This window comes from Rhizobium tumorigenes (genome assembly GCF_003240565.2).
Taxonomy (GTDB): Bacteria; Pseudomonadota; Alphaproteobacteria; order Rhizobiales; family Rhizobiaceae; genus Rhizobium; species Rhizobium tumorigenes.
Map to the genome: position 1 here is coordinate 310,241 of NZ_CP117255.1, position 16,303 is coordinate 326,543.

Sequence of the window (16,303 nt, forward strand, 5' to 3'; positions counted from 1 at the left end):
TCTTCTAGACCGTCCACGGCCATGAAACCGAGGACGTATCGATGCACAACGCCTATCACCTGGAACGGCCGCAAAGCTTGGGCCTGCAGAAGCGTGCGACGAGCGTCGAGTCCAGCCTGTCCTTGAAGGTGGAGCCATCTGCAAGGCCGCAGACGATCAAGGCATTCATCGTCCACCTCGGTCGGGCAAAGCAGCGTGCGGGCCAGGTCGAGCGGCTTGTGGAAGCCTTGCCGGTGCCGGCCGAAATCATCGATGCCGTCGATGGCCTCGCTCTCAGCCAGGCCGACAGGGAGCGCGTCTACCATCGCAACCTGCACAAGCCGGCCTATCCCTTCCCGTTGAGCAACTCCGAGATCGCCTGCTTCCTGTCCCACCGGAAAGCCTGGGCGGCCATCGTCGAGCAGGGGCTGGATGCGGGCTTTGTCATCGAGGACGATGTCGAGCTGACTGCAGCTTTCCCGGCAGCTTTTGCGGCTGCCAGCGCATGCCTGACGCCGGGTGCATTCGTCCGCTTTCCGTTCAGGGACAATCGCGAGAGCGGCGAGGAAGTGTTTTCGCAGGATACCGCCCGCGTTATCCGCCCGCAGGTCATCGGCCTCGGCATGGTTGCCCAGCTCGTCAGCCGCGGCGCCGCCATCCGCCTTCTTCAGGCAACGGAAATATTCGATCGGCCGGTCGACACGATGGTCCAGATGGAGTGGCTTTTGCATCTGTCACCGCTTACGGTGCTGCCGGGTGGCGTTCGCGAGATATCGTCCACCCTCGGAGGCACAAGCATGAAGCGCCACAGCACCTTCGCCGAGAAACTGACCCGCGAGGTCATGCGCCCGCTGTACCGCGCCAAGGTGGCATTTCGTTCGCGATACTTCGTCTGAGGATCAGGATTGCCCGTTCCCATCCTCACCTACCACCAGATCGCCGTTCCCCCGTCGCGTCGGATACCGTTTCGGAGCATGGCCGTGCACCCGGATGATTTCCGGCGGCAGATGCATTTGCTGAAACGGCTTGGTTTCCAGGGACTGTCGCTGCGCGAGGCGCTGCCCTACGTCATTGGCAAGAAGAAGGGTAAGGTCGTCGCCATCACCTTCGACGACAGCTACGCCAACGTTCATGAAAATGCCTTGCCGGTGCTGCGCGACTGCGGATTTACAGCGACGAATTTCGTCGTCGCCAATCAGATCGGTGGCCGCAACGAATGGGATATTCCGCTAGGCGTCCCGCCGTCGGCCTGCATGAACCTTGCACAATTGCGCGAATGGACGGCGCTCGGCAACGAGATCGGCTCCCACACGATGGATCACGCCCGCCTGCCGGACCTGTCGGCCGAGGACGCGTGGAACCAGATTTTCCTGTCGCGGGTTGCGCTGGAGGATACGATCGACGACGAAGTCTCCTCCTTCTGCTTTCCCTACGGCGACGAGCGTTCCCTGCATCGCCAACTGGCGATAGAAGCCGGCTACAGCGTCGCGACGACGACCTGGCGCCGGCGGGCGGGCAAGTGCGATGATCCTTTCGGGCTGCCGCGGCTGACGATCCGCCGCAACGATTCATGGCTGCATTTCCTGAAGAAATGTCTTGTTGGCTAATCGGGGGGGCGTGAGTTTGCCGGGATATGAGGCGCTGAAGCGAAACGCGTTGGAATGGCTTGTCGTCCTGCTATGGGTTGTGACCGCATCCGCGACGCTGATCGAGAACGACGCCTATCGCTACAGCGGCGTTCTTCTTTTCGCCTACGGCCTGTATCGCTATCTCGCAATGGCAGAAAGACCGGCTGTCGGTTTGCCGGCATGGCTCTGCGTCGGATGGGGCAGCTACGCGCTCGGCCGCTTCCTGCTGCAATATCTTCTGGGGACGGGTCATCCCGAGGGGGATGGTGAGCTGATGTATGCGATGCCGCTGGCGTTCCCGAGCCTCGGCTTTGCGATGTTCATCGGCTGGCAGCAAATGCAGAAGGTGATCGCCACCTATTTCGGCGTTGCCCTTGCCACCTTGCTGCTCACCACCCGTTACCGGGCGATCATGGCCGGTGAAACCGTGCGGCCGCTGATCCAGCACAATCAGATCCACGGAGCGGTATGCTGCGGCGTCATCCTGATCTCCGCCTGCTTCTGGTTCATCCATTGCCGCAAATGCCCGACTGTTTCGAGGCAGTTAAAGACCTATGCCAGCATCGTCGCGCCACTGGTCGCCATGCTCTGCATCTTCTGCATCTACGGGGCAAAATCCAAGGGCGTCTGGCTGGCGCTCGGCTTTTCCGGCCCCTTGCTGCTCCTGTCCATCGTCGGCTGGTTTCGCTCGAAGGCCGGACTGGCCTTCATCGGCTGCTTCGTGCTGTTGCTCGCAGCCGGCGGTTACTTCGTCTGGGGCAATCTGGAGAAAACCGCCGGACCGACCTTCATGGCGACCACGGGGCTCTATCAGGACATTGCTGCCGGAGAGCCGATCGGCAAGGCCGTGGCGGCCCGTATCGATGATGCGACGACGCCAAGGGCCATGGACGAGCGCCTGCAACTCTGGTCGAACGCCTGGGAACTCGTTGCCAGTGCGCCGCTATTCGGCCTTGGAAACGCCTGGGAACCGCGCTGGCACAAGACCCACTATACGTCGGTCGACTACAACGCCATGCACAACGGATATCTGGAAATTCTCGTGCGGTATGGCGCGGTTGGCAGCGTATTTCTGGCTTTCATGGCTGTTGTCATGCTGCTTCAGGTCCAACGTGCCGCAAAGCTCGATCTCGTTCCGCAAGCGGCCTTCCATGGCTACCTTCTCGTGCAGATATTCTTTGCCATCACGCTTCTCAGCAACTCCAACAATCGGCTGGCAATTGGTGAAACCATCATCATGCTGAGTTTCACGTTCGCGTTGGCCTGCAATCTCAGGATCCGTGCCACCGCCACCGCGCCACGCGACGGCATCGTCCTGGCGCCAGCTCGCGCTTAAGCCTTACTCAAGCCCAACCGCCCATCGCCTGTGCGGCAAGACGAGCCGCGGGGAGGGCAATCATGGCAAGCGGAAGCAAAAACCGAGGGTCCGGTTTGTGGCCAGGAATAAAGCATCCGACCATGCCGAGGCAAAGCGACAGCCAGAACACCTTCAGTGTGCTGACATCGGCACAGACGAGAAAAGCATGGGAAGCGAAAAACATCGCCGTCCCGCAGGTAGAGCGCGCAATGATGGCACACGGGTCGTTTGCCATCTCCGTGAATGTTATCTTCGAATGCATGCTGCCGCTCCCCGTCTATACGCTAGCAAAGACGAAGTCGCCGATCCAGTCGTTCTGCAGCGGTACGTGGAGTTATCGCTTCTCTCGCCGATCGCCGATCGCCAATCCGCTCAGTCGCAGTCAAGGTTGCGGATTTGTCATGGAACTGCTCCGACCGATTTCCGTTGAATGGATGACGGGAGATTTACATGAACAAGACACTTCTCTACGGCGCCACGAAAGTCGATGGTTCCACCGCCGTATCAAGCCTGGATATCTACCAATGGAAAAGCCGTGTGCTGGTGATTTTCACGGACACCGACAACACGCGCGGCAGCCGGCAGGAAAACCTGCTGCTCTCCGACCGGGAGGGACTGCAGGAGCGCGATCTGGTCGTCCTGAAAGTGACGCAAGACAACGTGGTTGCGGTTTTCGGTGATGCCGGCCCGTTGGAGGCGGACCGTCTCCGGGAAGAACTGGAAGCTCCGGAATCCGGCATCTTTGCCGCGATCCTGATCGGCAAGGACGGCAGCGTCAAACTGCGTGCGGTCGAGCCCGTCGCCTGCGAGGAACTGTTCGAGATCATCGACGGAATGCCGATGCGCGCCGCCGAGACCACGCGCCAGCAAGATCGCTGATTTCCAATCCGCACCCCTGTGAAAGGAGCACCAATGTCTCAGCCCCTGAAGCCAGAAGAACAGCCCCCGATGCCGGCGCCGGGATGGACGCCTGTTCCGCCCATCGGCGAGCCAGAACCTGACACCCTGCCGGACGAGGTGCCGCTGCCCAATCCAGACGAGAACGACGATCCGCCGATGCAGGTGTAATCCGGCTCGTCAGAGAAACATGCCCCTTTCGTCGGTGACCAGTTCCTGAAGATAGTCAACGACGGTCCGGACGCGTATCAGGTCGCGTGCGGACTCGTGATAGGTCGTCCAGTAGGCCCGGCGTATGCTGGCATCCGGCAGAATCTGAATCAATTCCGGATATTGGCGGGCAATGTAGTCGTGGAGGATACCCACCCCTGCGCCAGAACGCACCGCTTCGGTCTGGCCGATCGCGGTCGATATCTCGAACGATGCATCCCAATTGCGCATTACCTCGTTGGTGAAGGCGAGGGACGCGGTGAAGATCAGATCCTCGACGTAGCCGATCCGGAGATGCGATTTCAGGGCGTCCACGCTGCCTGGCACTCCGGCGCGGTCGAGATAGGCCTGCGAGGCATAGAGTCCGAGCGAATAGTCGGTGAGTTTCGCCGATATCAGGCGGCCTTGCTCCGGTCGCTCCAGCGTGATCGCGATGTCGGCCTCGCGCTGCGAGAGGGAGAACGAGCGCGGCACGGGGACAAGCTGGATGCGCAATTCCGGATGCCGCGCAATGAGCCTGCCGAGCCTCGGTGCCAAGAACGAGACGCCGAAACCGTCGGGTGCGCCGATCCGCACCGTGCCAGCCACCGTGCTGTCGAGATGCCCAACGCTTGCCTGCGCACGCAGCATCTCGGCCTCCATCCTCTCCGCAGCATTCAGGAAGATTTCACCTTCGGCCGTCAGTTCGCAACCGTTGGTCCGGCGCACCAGCAGCCGCGTCTTCAGCCGCTGCTCGAGCGTCGTCACCCGGCGGCTCAGCGTTGCGTGGTTGACGCCAAGCCGTTTCGACGCGGCGAGGATCTGCCCAGTCCGGGCGACGGCGAGAAACATGCGAACGTCGTCCCAGTCCATGATCGACCTTATGTCTATTTATGCACAACAGTTGATTACAGCAGCGCATTGATTTGTGCAAATTGAAGTGCGAATGTCGGCCATCGCAAAACCAAGAGAAACCAGGGTAGGAGGCACTATGCGCGAGATCGGTCATTTCATCGGCGGCAAGGCCGTAGCCGGCACTAGCGGCCGCACTAACAATATCTTCAATCCGGCCACCGGCGAGATCCAGGCGACCGTCGCGCTGGCAAGCGTCGAGGAGATGCGCGCCGCCGTTGCCAACGCCAAGGCAGCCCAGCCGAAATGGGCTGCCACCAACCCGCAGCGCCGCGCCCGCGTCTTCTTCAAGTTTGTCGAACTGCTCAACAAGCACATGGATGAACTGGCCGAACTGCTGTCGCGCGAACACGGCAAGACCATCGAGGATTCCAAGGGCGACATCATTCGTGGCCTCGAAGTCTGCGAGTTCGTATGCGGCATCCCGCACCTGCAGAAGGGTGAGTTCACCGAGGGCGCAGGTCCGGCCATCGACATGTATTCCATGCGCCAGGCCGTCGGTATCGGCGCCGGCATCACGCCGTTCAATTTCCCGGCCATGATCCCGATGTGGATGTTTGCGCCAGCCATCGCTTGTGGCAACGCCTTCATCCTGAAGCCCTCGGAGCGCGATCCGTCCGTGCCGATGCGTCTGGCCGAACTCATGATCGAAGCCGGTCTGCCGGCCGGCATCCTCAACGTCGTCAACGGTGACAAGGGCGCGGTCGACGCCATCCTCACCGATCCCGACATCGGCGCGATCTCCTTCGTCGGCTCTACGCCGATTGCTCGCTATGTCTACGGCACGGCAGCGATGAACGGCAAGCGGGCGCAGTGCTTCGGCGGTGCCAAGAACCACATGATCATCATGCCCGACGCCGATCTCGACCAGGCTGCGAACGCCCTGATGGGCGCCGGCTACGGCTCGGCCGGCGAACGCTGCATGGCAATCTCGGTCGCCGTCCCGGTCGGCGAGGAGACAGCCGACCGGCTAATCGCCAAGCTGACACCGATGGTCGAAGCCCTGCGCATCGGCCCCTACACAGACGAAAAGGCTGATCTCGGCCCGCTCGTCACCAAGGAAGCCCAGACCCGCGTCACCGGCCTGATCGATCGCGGTGTGGAAGAGGGCGCCAAGCTCGTGGTCGATGGCCGCGGCTTCAAGCTGCAGGGCTATGAAGACGGCTATTTCGTCGGCGGCTGCCTGTTCGACAACGTCACGCCGGACATGGACATCTACAAGACCGAAATCTTCGGGCCGGTTCTCTCGGTCGTGCGCGCCAAGAACTACGAGGAAGCGCTCGAACTGCCGATGAAGCATGAGTATGGCAACGGCGTCGCCATCTATACCCGCGACGGCGATGCTGCCCGCGACTTCGCCTCGCGCATCAATATCGGCATGATCGGCATCAACGTGCCGATCCCGGTGCCGCTTGCCTACCACTCCTTCGGCGGCTGGAAGGCATCGAGCTTCGGCGACCTCAACCAGCACGGCTCGGACTCGATCAAGTTCTGGACCAAGACCAAGACGATCACCGCCCGCTGGCCATCCGGCATCAAGGATGGAGCCGAATTCGTCATGCCGACGATGAAGTAAAAGTCTTCAACTGATCGACAAACCGACGGGCTCCCATCAAGGGAGCCCGTTGACGTTGAGAGCAGATGATGAAAACGAGTAAACGTGAACGAAAATTTCATCTTTTGGAATTGTTCAAAACTACCGTTGGTCCTATATACCTCCTTGAGGCTTTGATTCAGGAGACTGGCATGCGTTTGACCAAACAGACCAACTACGCGGTTCGCATGCTGATGTACTGCGCTGCCAACGAAGGCTACCTCAGCCGTATCCCTGAAATCGCCAAGGCCTATGGCGTTTCCGAGCTTTTCCTCTTCAAGATCCTGCAGCCGCTGACCAAGGCCGGCCTCATAGATACCGTGCGTGGTCGAAACGGCGGCGTGCGTCTCGGTCGTGCAGCCGACAAGATCAGCCTTTTCGATGTCGTCAAGGTAACCGAGGACAGCTTTGCAATGGCCGAATGCTTCGAGGAGGGCGCTGTCGAATGCCCATTGGTCGATAGCTGCGGCCTGAACTCCGCGTTGCGCAAGGCCCTCAATGCCTTTTTCGACGTGCTGGCTGACTATTCGATCGACGATCTCGTCAAGGCCCGACCGCAGATCAACTTCCTGCTCGGCATCACCGATCGCGACCACAACGCCCTGAACAAGCGCATCGCCATCGCCGCCCCGGCAGCCTGAAGCGCGGTCCGTCGAAAGCGGTTCGGCTTCAGCGCATCCACAGCCGGTAATACTCTCCATTTTTTCAATTCGTGATCGCGGAGGCTACAGCCGCGACGGTCGGCTTTGCGCGTTAAAATTCTGGAGCCGGACTCCGCGCAACGCGCAAATCGAGGCTACTCCAACGGTAAACTCGCTGGATTTCCGTCACATTCCCAAAACTCTCGAGAAACTTGACCGTCTGGAAAATTTTTAGTTGCGGCATGTTGCTTTCACTCGTCAAATATCGTTCCATCTGCCGTCTTTGCGGATTGTACTCCGGGAAATACACAACTTCGAATAATAACAAATTTGGGAAACGGCATCATGAAAAAGATTTCTGTCCTCCTGGCAGCGACGGCTTTGGCTTCGGTCATGGCAACGTCCGCCTGGTCTAAAACGCTGGTCTACTGCTCGGAAGCATCGCCGGAGGGATTTGATCCGGGTCTATACACCGGCGGCCAGACTTTCGACGCCTCTTCGCGTACGGTCTATAACCGTCTTGTCGAGTTCAAGCATGGCGGCACCGAGATCGAGCCTGGTCTCGCTGAAAGCTGGACGGTGTCCCCGGATGGCAAGGAGTATACGTTCAAGCTGCGTCCCGGCGTCAAGTTCCAGACCACCGACTTCTTCACGCCGACCCGCGAGCTCACTGCTGACGACGTCATCTTCTCATTCGACCGCCAGCTGAAGTCCGGCACTCCGTGGAACAAGTATGTCGAGGGTGCTTCCTGGGAATACTCCGCCGGCATGGGCTTTCCCGATCTGGTCAAGTCGATCGAGAAGGTCGACGACCTGACGGTGAAGTTCGTGCTCAACAAGCCGGAAGCGCCGTTCCTCGCTGACCTCGCGATGGACTTCGCATCCATCCTGTCGAAGGAATATGCCGACAAGCTGCAGGCCGACGGCAAGATGCCGATGCTCAACCAGCAGCCGCTCGGCACCGGTCCGTTCACCTTCGTCGCCTACCAGCCCGACGCCGTCATTCGCTACAAGGCCAACGACACCTATTGGCATGGCAAGGAAAAGATCGACGATCTCGTTTTCGCCATCACTACGGACGCTGCCGTTCGCGCCCAGAAGATGAAGGCCGGCGAATGCCACATCATGCCTTACCCGAATGCCGCAGACGTTCAGGACCTCAAGAAGGATCCTAACCTCAACGTCCTCGAGCAGCCTGGCCTGAACGTCTCGTTCCTCGCCTACAACACGATGGTAGCCCCTTTCGACAAGCCTGAAGTCCGCCGTGCGCTGAACATGGCCGTCAACAAGCAGGCCATCGTCGACGCGGTGTTCCAGGGTGCGGCTGCCGTTGCCAAGAACCCGATCCCGCCGACAATGTGGTCCTACAACGATGCCATCCAGGACGACAAGTACGATCCGGAAGCTGCCAAGAAGGCCCTCGAGGCTGCCGGCATCAAAGACCTGAAGATGAAGATCTGGGCTATGCCCGTCTCGCGTCCCTACATGCTGAACGCTCGTCGTGCAGCAGAACTGATGCAGTCGGACCTTGCCAAGATCGGCGTCACCGTCGAAATCGTGTCTTACGAGTGGGCTGAATACCTCAAGCTGTCGAAGGACAAGGCCCGCGATGGCGCCGCCATCCTCGGCTGGACAGGCGACAATGGCGATCCGGACAACTTCCTCGACACGCTGCTCGGCTGCGATGCCGTTGGCGGCAACAACCGCGCGCAGTGGTGCAACGCCGAGTTCGACAAGCTGGTCAAGGCTGCCAAGCAGACTGCAGACCAGGGCGAGCGCACCAAGCTCTACCAGCAGGCCCAGGTCGTCTTCAAGCGCGAAGCTCCATGGAACACGCTCGACCACTCCATCGCCTTTGCGCCTATCAGCAAGAAGGTAACGGGCTACTTCATGGATCCACTCGGCATTCACCGCTTTGACGGCGTGGATATCGCTGAGTAAGATAGTACCCTAAAATCCGGTTCCCGGGCTTCATCCGGCGGTCAGGTCTCCTGATCGCCGGTGAATTTTTTGGATATATACGCCATGCTGCGCTTTCTCCTCGGACGCATCGCCATTCTGATCCCCACATTCCTCGGGGTCTCGCTGATCGCGTTCTCCTTCATCCGGCTTCTCCCCGGCGATCCCGTCATGCTGATGTCCGGCGAACGGGTGATGTCCGATGTACGTCATGCCCAGATCATGCACGATCTCGGCTTCGACCGGCCGATATGGATCCAGTATTTCTCCTATCTCGGCAATTTGCTGCACGGAGACTTCGGCACCTCGATCGTCACCAAACGGTCGGTTCTCGGCGAGTTCCTGACGCTGTTTCCGGCCACGCTGGAGCTGTCGCTCTGTGCCATCCTCCTTGCAATCTGTCTCGGGGTGCCGGCCGGCGTGTTTGCAGCCGTCAAGCGCGGCACCTGGTACGACCAGTCGATCATGGGCGTGGCGCTGGTCGGCTATTCCATGCCAATCTTCTGGTGGGGCCTGCTGCTGATCATCTTCTTCTCGGGCTATCTGCACTGGACGCCCGTGTCCGGCCGTATCTCGCTAATGTATTTCTTCAAGCCGGTCACCGGCTTCATGCTGATCGACAGTCTGTTGTCTGGCCAACCCGGAGCCTTCAAGTCGGCTCTGAGCTACCTGATCCTGCCGACCGTCGTGCTCGGCACCATTCCCTTGGCGGTCATCGCCCGCCAGACGCGCTCGGCGATGCTCGAAGTGCTCGGCGAGGACTATGTCCGCACCGCCCGTTCCAAGGGCCTGACGCCGTTCCGCGTCATCGGCGTGCATGCGCTGCGCAATGCCATGATCCCGGTCATCACCACCATCGGCCTGCAGATCGGCGTGCTGCTGGCCGGCGCCATCCTGACCGAGAGCATATTCTCATGGCCCGGCATCGGCAAATGGATGGTCGATTCCGTGTTCAAGCGCGATTATGCGGTGGTGCAGGGCGGCCTGCTGCTGATCGCCGGCGTCATCATGCTCGTCAATCTGCTGGTCGATGTCACCTACGGCTTCATCAACCCCCGCATTCGTCACTAGGAGAGGCTGCATGAGCTCGGTCAGCACCAACACCGGCCATCCCTCCGCGCTTTCGGAGTTCTGGTATTATTTTTCCCGCAACAAGGGCGCCGTTATCGGTCTTGGCGTCTTCCTCGTCGTGCTGTTTCTCGCCGTCTTCGCGCCGTGGGTGGCGCCGCACGGACCGAGCGATCAAATCCGCGAAAAGCTCCTGATGCCACCGGCCTGGATGACGGGCGGCGAGTGGTCGCATCTGCTCGGCACCGATGCCGTCGGTCGTGACATCCTGTCGCGACTGATCTTCGGCGCCCGCTTCTCGCTGTTCATCGGCTTGGTGGTGGTAACGCTGTCTGTGCTGACGGGCGTCGTCATAGGCCTGATCGCCGGCTTCTTCCGCGGCTGGCTCGATATCGCCATCATGCGGGTGATGGACATCATTCTCGCCTTTCCGTCGCTGTTGCTGGCACTGGTGCTGGTGGCCGTCCTCGGCCCCGGCCTCGTCAATGCGATGATAGCGATCTCGCTCGTCAACCAGCCGCATTTCGTGCGTCTCGCCCGGGCCTCTGTCATGACCGAGCGCGAGAAGGAATATGTCATCGCCTCCCGCGTTGCCGGTGCCGGCACGATGCGGCTGATGTTCAAGACCATCCTGCCGAACTGTCTCGGGCCGCTGATCGTCCAGGCGACGCTCGCCTTCTCGGCGGCGATCCTCGATGCGGCAGCGCTCGGCTTCCTTGGCATGGGTGCCCAGCCGCCGACGCCGGAGTGGGGCACGATGCTTGCCGAGGCACGGGAATTCATTCAGCGCGCCTGGTGGGTGGTGACCTTCCCGGGTCTTGCCATCCTGATCACGGTGCTTGCCATCAACCTGATGGGCGACGGCCTTCGCGATGCCCTCGATCCAAAATTGAAGAGGTCGTGATGTCCCTTCTCGATATCCAAAATCTGACCGTCGAATTCCAGACCTCGTCCGGTGTGTTCCGGGCCGTGGATGGTGTGTCGCTTGCCTGCGACAAGGGTGAGATCCTCTCGATCGTCGGTGAATCTGGTTCCGGCAAGTCGGTCGCGATGCTCGCTGTCATGGGCCTGCTCCCATGGACCGCGCGTATCACTGCCGACCGGATGATGTTCGATGGCAACGACCTGCGCGGCATGTCCGGTCGCCAGCGCCGCAGCATCATCGGCAAGGACATGGCGATGATTTTCCAGGAGCCGATGTCCAGTCTCAACCCGTGTTTCACTGTCGGCTTCCAGATCGGCGAAACGCTGCGGGTTCACATGGGCCTCGACCGCAAGGCCCGCCGTGCCCGCTCGATCGAGCTTCTGCAACTGGTCGGCATTCCAGCGCCCGAAGAACGCCTGTCCAACTTTCCGCATCAGATGTCGGGCGGCATGAGCCAGCGCGTGATGATCGCCATGGCGCTTGCCTGCGACCCGAAGCTTCTGATCGCTGACGAACCGACGACTGCGCTCGACGTCACCATCCAGGCCCAGATCCTCGACCTGCTCGTGCGCCTGCAGCAGGAAAAGGGCATGGCCCTTGTCCTCATCACCCACGACATGGGCGTGGTGGCCGAAACCGCCGAGCGCGTCCAGGTGCAGTACGCCGGCCAGAAGGTCGAGGAGCAGCCCGTCAAGGAGCTGTTCCGCGATCCGCATCATCCCTATACCGCAGCGCTGCTGTCGGCACTTCCGGAACGGGCCGTCGTCGGCCAGCGCCTGCCGTCTATCGCCGGTGTCGTTCCCGGCCAGCACGACCGTCCGCCGGCATGTCTGTTTGCTCCGCGCTGTTCGTTCGCGACGGCTGAATGTGATCGCGCGGTCGTCCGCCAGGGCGCCGATCTTGGCAATGCCCTGTGCAATTATCCGCTGGTCAAGGGCGTCCCGCTCAACCACCCCGGCGTTCGTGTCGCAGAATCCGCAGGAGACGTCCGATGAGCGGCGCCGTTCTCGAAGGGCGCGATCTCGCCCGCTATTACACCGTCAATCGTGGCATGTTCAAGCCGGACGCTACCGTGAAGGCGCTGAACGGCGTCAGCTTCAGCCTCTATTCCGGCAAGACGCTGGCCGTCGTCGGCGAATCCGGCTGCGGCAAGTCCACACTCGCCCGTCTCGTCACGATGATCGAGGACCCAACTGCCGGCGAATTGCTGATCGACGGCAAGCCGGCCCGCATCGGCGACCGCAGCCTGCGCAGCCAGGTCCAGATCGTCTTCCAGAACCCCTATGGCTCGCTCAATCCGCGCCAGAAGGTCGGTGCCATCCTCGAAGAGCCGCTGAAGATCAACACCTCGCACGACTCTGCCACCCGCCGCGCTATGGCCGAGGCTATGATGGAGCGCGTCGGCTTGCGTCCGGAACATTACGACCGCTATCCGCACATGTTCTCCGGTGGCCAGCGCCAGCGCATCGCCATCGCGCGCTCGCTTATGCTGCGGCCGAAGGTGCTGGTGCTCGACGAACCTGTCTCGGCGCTCGATCTGTCGATCCAGGCCCAGGTGCTGAACCTGCTGATGGATCTTCAGAAGGAGATGGGGCTGGCCTATCTCTTCATCTCGCACGGCCTGTCTGTCGTCCGCCATATCGCCGATGAGGTGATGGTCATGTATCTCGGCCGCCCGGTCGAGACCGGAAGCGCCGCCGATGTTTTCGCTCATCCGCGCCATCCCTATACGGCAGCCCTGCTGTCGGCGACGCCGATCGCCGATCCCGAGCGCGCTAAGACCCGCATCCGCCTTCAGGGCGAACTGCCGTCGCCGCTCAATCCGCCCTCCGGGTGCCACTTCAATCCGCGCTGCTGGAAAGCGCAGGATCTCTGTCGGACAAGCGAGCCGCTGCTTGACCAGGCTGCGGCGCATGGGTTTGCCTGCCATTTTCCGCTGGACTGAACACGAGTAACAGGACCGCATGCAATGAGTGAACCAATCGGCCCCCGGGCTATCGTCGTGATGGGCGTCAGCGGCAGCGGCAAGACCTCGATTGCCGAGGCAATTGCCGGCAAGCTGGTCTTCAAATTCGTTGAAGGGGATGCCCTGCATCCGTCGGCCAACGTCGAGAAGATGAGCCGCGGCACACCTTTGACGGATGAGGATCGCTGGCCCTGGCTCGACCTGATCGGTGCCGAGATCGCCGCAGCCGTGGCTCGCGGCGAAGGCATCGTCGTGACATGCTCGGCGCTGAAGGGCACCTATCGCGACCGCCTGCGCCGCGAAGCCGGCGGCGCGCTTGCCTTCGTCTATCTCGAAGGCTCCCGCGCCTTGCTCAACACCCGCATGGGCGAGCGCAAGGGCCACTTCATGCCGACATCGCTGCTCGAAAGCCAGTTGGCGACGCTGGAAGTGCCGACCGGCGAACCCGGCGTGGTCACCGTCGATATCGACGACAGCATCGACGGCATCGTCGCTGCGGCAGTCAAGGGTCTCGCTGCAATCGGCTGACGAGAATCGGTTAGCCGTCTGCCCGAGACAGCACTCTGCGCTCGAAGAAGAAGTAGGGACGGAGCCGCACGCCGAGCACGTTGCCGGCGAAAGCGGCAACGGCCCAGAGATAGCCGTGAAGACTGCCGGAGGCGATACCGGAGAAATAGGCGCCGATATTGCATCCGTAGGCGATGCGGGCGCCATAGCCGAGCAAAAGCCCGCCAACGACCGCCGCAAGGATGGAGCGCAGCGGAATGTCGAGGCTCGGCGCAAACCGCCCGGCAAGCGACGATGCCAGCATCGCGCCGGCAATGATGCCGAAATCCATCACCGAGGTGACATCGGCAAAGACGCTGTCCGTCAGAGCCTTCGCATTGGCCGGTGTCTGCCAGTAGGCCCAGGCGGTCGGATCGATGCCGATGAGTGCTGCGCCCTTGGCGCCCCAGAGCGCGAATGCGGATGTGATCCCCCAGGGACGACCGGCAATCGAAAGCGTTGCGAAATTCAGCAGGGCCAGCGCGACCGCACCGAGGACGAGCGGCCATGGACCGCGCAGCAGGCGCTGCAGGCCGTGATGCCTGGCTGGCGTTTCGGTTTCGAGTGCCCCATGGCGGCGCTTTTCGACTAGGACCGTCAGTCCGGCGATGACTGCAAAGATGGCGAGCGAGACCCCAATGCCGCCAACTGCGCCGAAACTCTGTACCAGCGAAATCGGTGGAAGCGCCGGCAGGCTCACCCACCAGTCAAAATTGACGGTGCCCAGCACCGAGCCGACGACAAAGAAGAACAGGGTGACCAGCATGCGGGCATTGCCGCCGCCGGCGGTGAACAGCGTGCCTGAAGCGCAACCGCCGCCGAGTTGCATGCCGATGCCGAACATGAAGGCACCGACGATGACGCCGATCCCGGCCGGCGAGACCGAGCCCTTCACCTCGTGGCCGAACAGCGACCCGCTTGCAAGGAATGGAAAGAACAGGATGACGGCAAGCGCCAGCAGGATCATCTGCACCCGTAGCCCGCGTCCGCGGCCATCGACGATGAATACCCGCCACGCGGAGGTGAAACCGAAGGCAGCGTGGTAGAGCGCAATGCCGAGTGCTCCGCCGACGAGGAACAGCGCGCCCTGTGCCGGGCCGTAGAAGTAGCCCAGAAGCACGGTGCCCATTATCAATACGGCGAGCGATCCTACACCCGGCGCTCCCAGCAGTGGGGCTTTGGTCTCGTTTATGGACGGCAAGGCGACAGACATGACATGCTCCTGTTTGCAGGAAGCACTTTTACGCCTGTTCCTATCCGGGCGAGAGGAACACTATTCTTCAGTTGAGCGAAAAAGCGAACGAGCATGCCACGACCGCGGGCTACGGGGACATGATTGTCGCCCCTCAGGGCCGAAAGCGCTCCGGTCCATAGGCCGAAATATCGATGAACGGCGTCTCGCCTGTGATCATCTCTGCAAGCACCCTGCCGGTGACAGGTCCGAGCGTCAGGCCATGATGGGCGTGGCCGAAGGCAAACCACAGGCCCTCGTGCCTCGGCGCTTTGCCGATGACCGGCATCATGTCCGGCGTGCAAGGCCGCGCGCCCATCCAAGGCTCCGGGCTCAGCCGTTCGCCGAGCGGGAAGATGGTGCGGGCGACCTTTTCGGCGCGGTCGAGCTGCACCGGCGTCTTCGGCGCGTCGCGGGAAGCAAATTCGGCACCGGTCGTCAGCCGGATACCCTGGTTCATCGGCGCCAGGAAGTAGCCGCGCTCCTTGTCCAGCGTCCAGTTGTTGAGAACCGCGTTGCCCTCTGTCGCATAGTGCATGTGATAGCCGCGCTTGACGCCGAGCGGAAAATTGTAGCCCAGGCGGTAGGTGGCGGTGTCGGCCCAGGGACCGAGCGCCAACACGGCATCGTCGGCCTGCAACGGGCCGTCCGTAGTCATCACCCGCCAGCCCGATCCCGACTGGCCGAGCGAGGCTGCGTCGCCGCGCACGAAGCGGCCGCCGAGGCTCTCGAAGTAGCGCATATAGGCGTTTGTCAGCCCGGCCGGATCGAGCACCGACCACGGATCCTTCCAGCGCAGACCGCCGACGAACTGGCCCATGATGTTCGGCTCGGCACGAGCGACGTCGGCAGGGGTCATCGCCTCGAAATCCACCGCGTATTCGCGTTTCAGCTTGGCGGCCTCGGCAAATTCCTCGTCGCGCTTGACCTCGGTGCGAAAGATCTCCATCCAGCCGTCCTTGCGGATAAGATGTTCGGCGTCTGAGGCCTGGATCAGGTCGGCATGTTCGAGGATCGAGTTCTCGATCAGCGGGGCGTAGGCCCGCGAGATCAGTGCGTGCCGCTTGGCATTGGAGTTCCACCAGTATTTTGCGAGGAACGCCAGCTGGCCGGGCAGGGCGCTGAGATGATAGTGGGCATCGATACGGTTATTAAGAGCGTATTTCAGCAGCAGGCCGAACTGCTGGGGGAAACCATAGGGAACGACGCCTTCGCGCTGGATCAGCCCGGCATTGCCGAAACTCGTTTCCTGACCGGGCTGCTTGCGGTCGATCAGCGTCACCTGCCGGCCGCGGCGCTGCAGGTGGATGGCGGTCGATACGCCGACTATGCCGGCGCCAAGCACGATTGCGTCTTTTGTCATAATTCCCTGCGGTCGGTCAGCATTTTCAAACCCGGAAAGTGCCTGTCG

General features: G+C 61.5%; 17 protein-coding genes. 13 read left to right on the top strand and 4 right to left on the bottom strand.

The window, feature by feature from the left end; genetic code table 11:
* Positions 1 to 41: 41 nt before the first annotated feature.
* From PR017_RS01525 to PR017_RS01535, 3 genes are read left to right on the top strand one after another with little or no spacing between them, the layout of a single operon-like run.
* A complete protein-coding gene (locus tag PR017_RS01525; RefSeq protein WP_111217462.1) occupies positions 42 to 875 on the top strand; it encodes a glycosyltransferase family 25 protein in 834 nt (277 codons plus the stop codon).
* A 9-nt stretch (positions 876 to 884) separates the two neighbouring features.
* Positions 885 to 1,586, top strand: a complete 702-nt coding sequence (locus PR017_RS01530; protein WP_111217464.1) for a polysaccharide deacetylase family protein — start codon at positions 885 to 887, stop codon at positions 1,584 to 1,586.
* 16 nt (positions 1,587 to 1,602) lie between these two features.
* Positions 1,603 to 2,943: an O-antigen ligase family protein gene (locus PR017_RS01535; protein ID WP_279619509.1), complete on the top strand. Its 1,341-nt coding sequence runs from the start codon at positions 1,603 to 1,605 to the stop codon at positions 2,941 to 2,943.
* A gap of 7 nt (positions 2,944 to 2,950) precedes the next feature.
* On the opposite strand, the gene PR017_RS01540 is transcribed toward PR017_RS01535, so the two are convergent.
* Positions 2,951 to 3,226 carry a hypothetical protein gene (locus tag PR017_RS01540; RefSeq protein ID WP_111217468.1) on the bottom strand — a complete coding sequence of 92 codons (276 nt, stop codon included), beginning with the start codon at positions 3,224 to 3,226 and terminating at the stop codon, positions 2,951 to 2,953.
* 188 nt (positions 3,227 to 3,414) lie between these two features.
* Between PR017_RS01540 and PR017_RS01545 the strand changes: the two genes are divergently transcribed.
* The gene (locus PR017_RS01545) at positions 3,415 to 3,843 is read left to right on the top strand and encodes a DUF4174 domain-containing protein (RefSeq protein WP_111217470.1); all 429 of its coding nucleotides are present in this window, start codon (positions 3,415 to 3,417) and stop codon (positions 3,841 to 3,843) included.
* 33 nt (positions 3,844 to 3,876) lie between these two features.
* Positions 3,877 to 4,032: a hypothetical protein gene (locus PR017_RS01550; RefSeq protein ID WP_164498230.1), complete on the top strand. Its 156-nt coding sequence runs from the start codon at positions 3,877 to 3,879 to the stop codon at positions 4,030 to 4,032.
* 9 nt (positions 4,033 to 4,041) lie between these two features.
* On the opposite strand, the gene PR017_RS01555 is transcribed toward PR017_RS01550, so the two are convergent.
* On the bottom strand, positions 4,042 to 4,923 hold the full coding sequence (locus PR017_RS01555) for a LysR family transcriptional regulator (RefSeq protein ID WP_111217472.1): 882 nt from the start codon (positions 4,921 to 4,923) through the stop codon (positions 4,042 to 4,044).
* 118 nt (positions 4,924 to 5,041) lie between these two features.
* Between PR017_RS01555 and PR017_RS01560 the strand changes: the two genes are divergently transcribed.
* The 8 genes from PR017_RS01560 (at position 5,042) to PR017_RS01595 (ending at position 13,643) form a co-directional block, all read left to right on the top strand.
* The gene (locus PR017_RS01560; protein ID WP_111217474.1) at positions 5,042 to 6,538 is read left to right on the top strand and encodes a CoA-acylating methylmalonate-semialdehyde dehydrogenase; all 1,497 of its coding nucleotides are present in this window, start codon (positions 5,042 to 5,044) and stop codon (positions 6,536 to 6,538) included.
* 170 nt (positions 6,539 to 6,708) lie between these two features.
* Complete coding sequence (gene rirA / locus PR017_RS01565) at positions 6,709 to 7,197, top strand: iron-responsive transcriptional regulator RirA (protein ID WP_111217476.1); 489 nt, start codon at positions 6,709 to 6,711, stop codon at positions 7,195 to 7,197.
* 345 nt (positions 7,198 to 7,542) lie between these two features.
* Positions 7,543 to 9,138 (top strand): ABC transporter substrate-binding protein, encoded by a 1,596-nt coding sequence (locus tag PR017_RS01570; protein WP_111217887.1) that lies wholly within the window; start codon positions 7,543 to 7,545, stop codon positions 9,136 to 9,138.
* An 84-nt stretch (positions 9,139 to 9,222) separates the two neighbouring features.
* Entirely contained in the window at positions 9,223 to 10,227 is a 1,005-nt protein-coding gene (locus PR017_RS01575; protein ID WP_111217480.1) for an ABC transporter permease subunit, read from the top strand.
* A 10-nt stretch (positions 10,228 to 10,237) separates the two neighbouring features.
* On the top strand, positions 10,238 to 11,128 hold the full coding sequence (locus PR017_RS01580) for an ABC transporter permease subunit (protein WP_111217482.1): 891 nt from the start codon (positions 10,238 to 10,240) through the stop codon (positions 11,126 to 11,128).
* Complete coding sequence (locus tag PR017_RS01585; protein WP_111217484.1) at positions 11,128 to 12,144, top strand: ABC transporter ATP-binding protein; 1,017 nt, start codon at positions 11,128 to 11,130, stop codon at positions 12,142 to 12,144. The genes PR017_RS01580 and PR017_RS01585 overlap by 1 nt, the downstream gene beginning before the upstream one ends.
* Complete coding sequence (locus tag PR017_RS01590; RefSeq protein ID WP_111217486.1) at positions 12,141 to 13,094, top strand: peptide ABC transporter ATP-binding protein; 954 nt, start codon at positions 12,141 to 12,143, stop codon at positions 13,092 to 13,094. The genes PR017_RS01585 and PR017_RS01590 overlap by 4 nt, the downstream gene beginning before the upstream one ends.
* A gap of 24 nt (positions 13,095 to 13,118) precedes the next feature.
* Positions 13,119 to 13,643: a gluconokinase gene (locus PR017_RS01595; RefSeq protein ID WP_111217488.1), complete on the top strand. Its 525-nt coding sequence runs from the start codon at positions 13,119 to 13,121 to the stop codon at positions 13,641 to 13,643.
* A 10-nt stretch (positions 13,644 to 13,653) separates the two neighbouring features.
* Here the strand turns inward: PR017_RS01595 and PR017_RS01600 are convergent, their stop codons facing one another.
* On the bottom strand, positions 13,654 to 14,874 hold the full coding sequence (locus tag PR017_RS01600; protein WP_111217490.1) for a YeeE/YedE family protein: 1,221 nt from the start codon (positions 14,872 to 14,874) through the stop codon (positions 13,654 to 13,656).
* A 133-nt stretch (positions 14,875 to 15,007) separates the two neighbouring features.
* Positions 15,008 to 16,255 (bottom strand): NAD(P)/FAD-dependent oxidoreductase, encoded by a 1,248-nt coding sequence (locus PR017_RS01605; RefSeq protein WP_111217493.1) that lies wholly within the window; start codon positions 16,253 to 16,255, stop codon positions 15,008 to 15,010.
* Between the last annotated feature and the right edge of the window lie 48 nt (positions 16,256 to 16,303).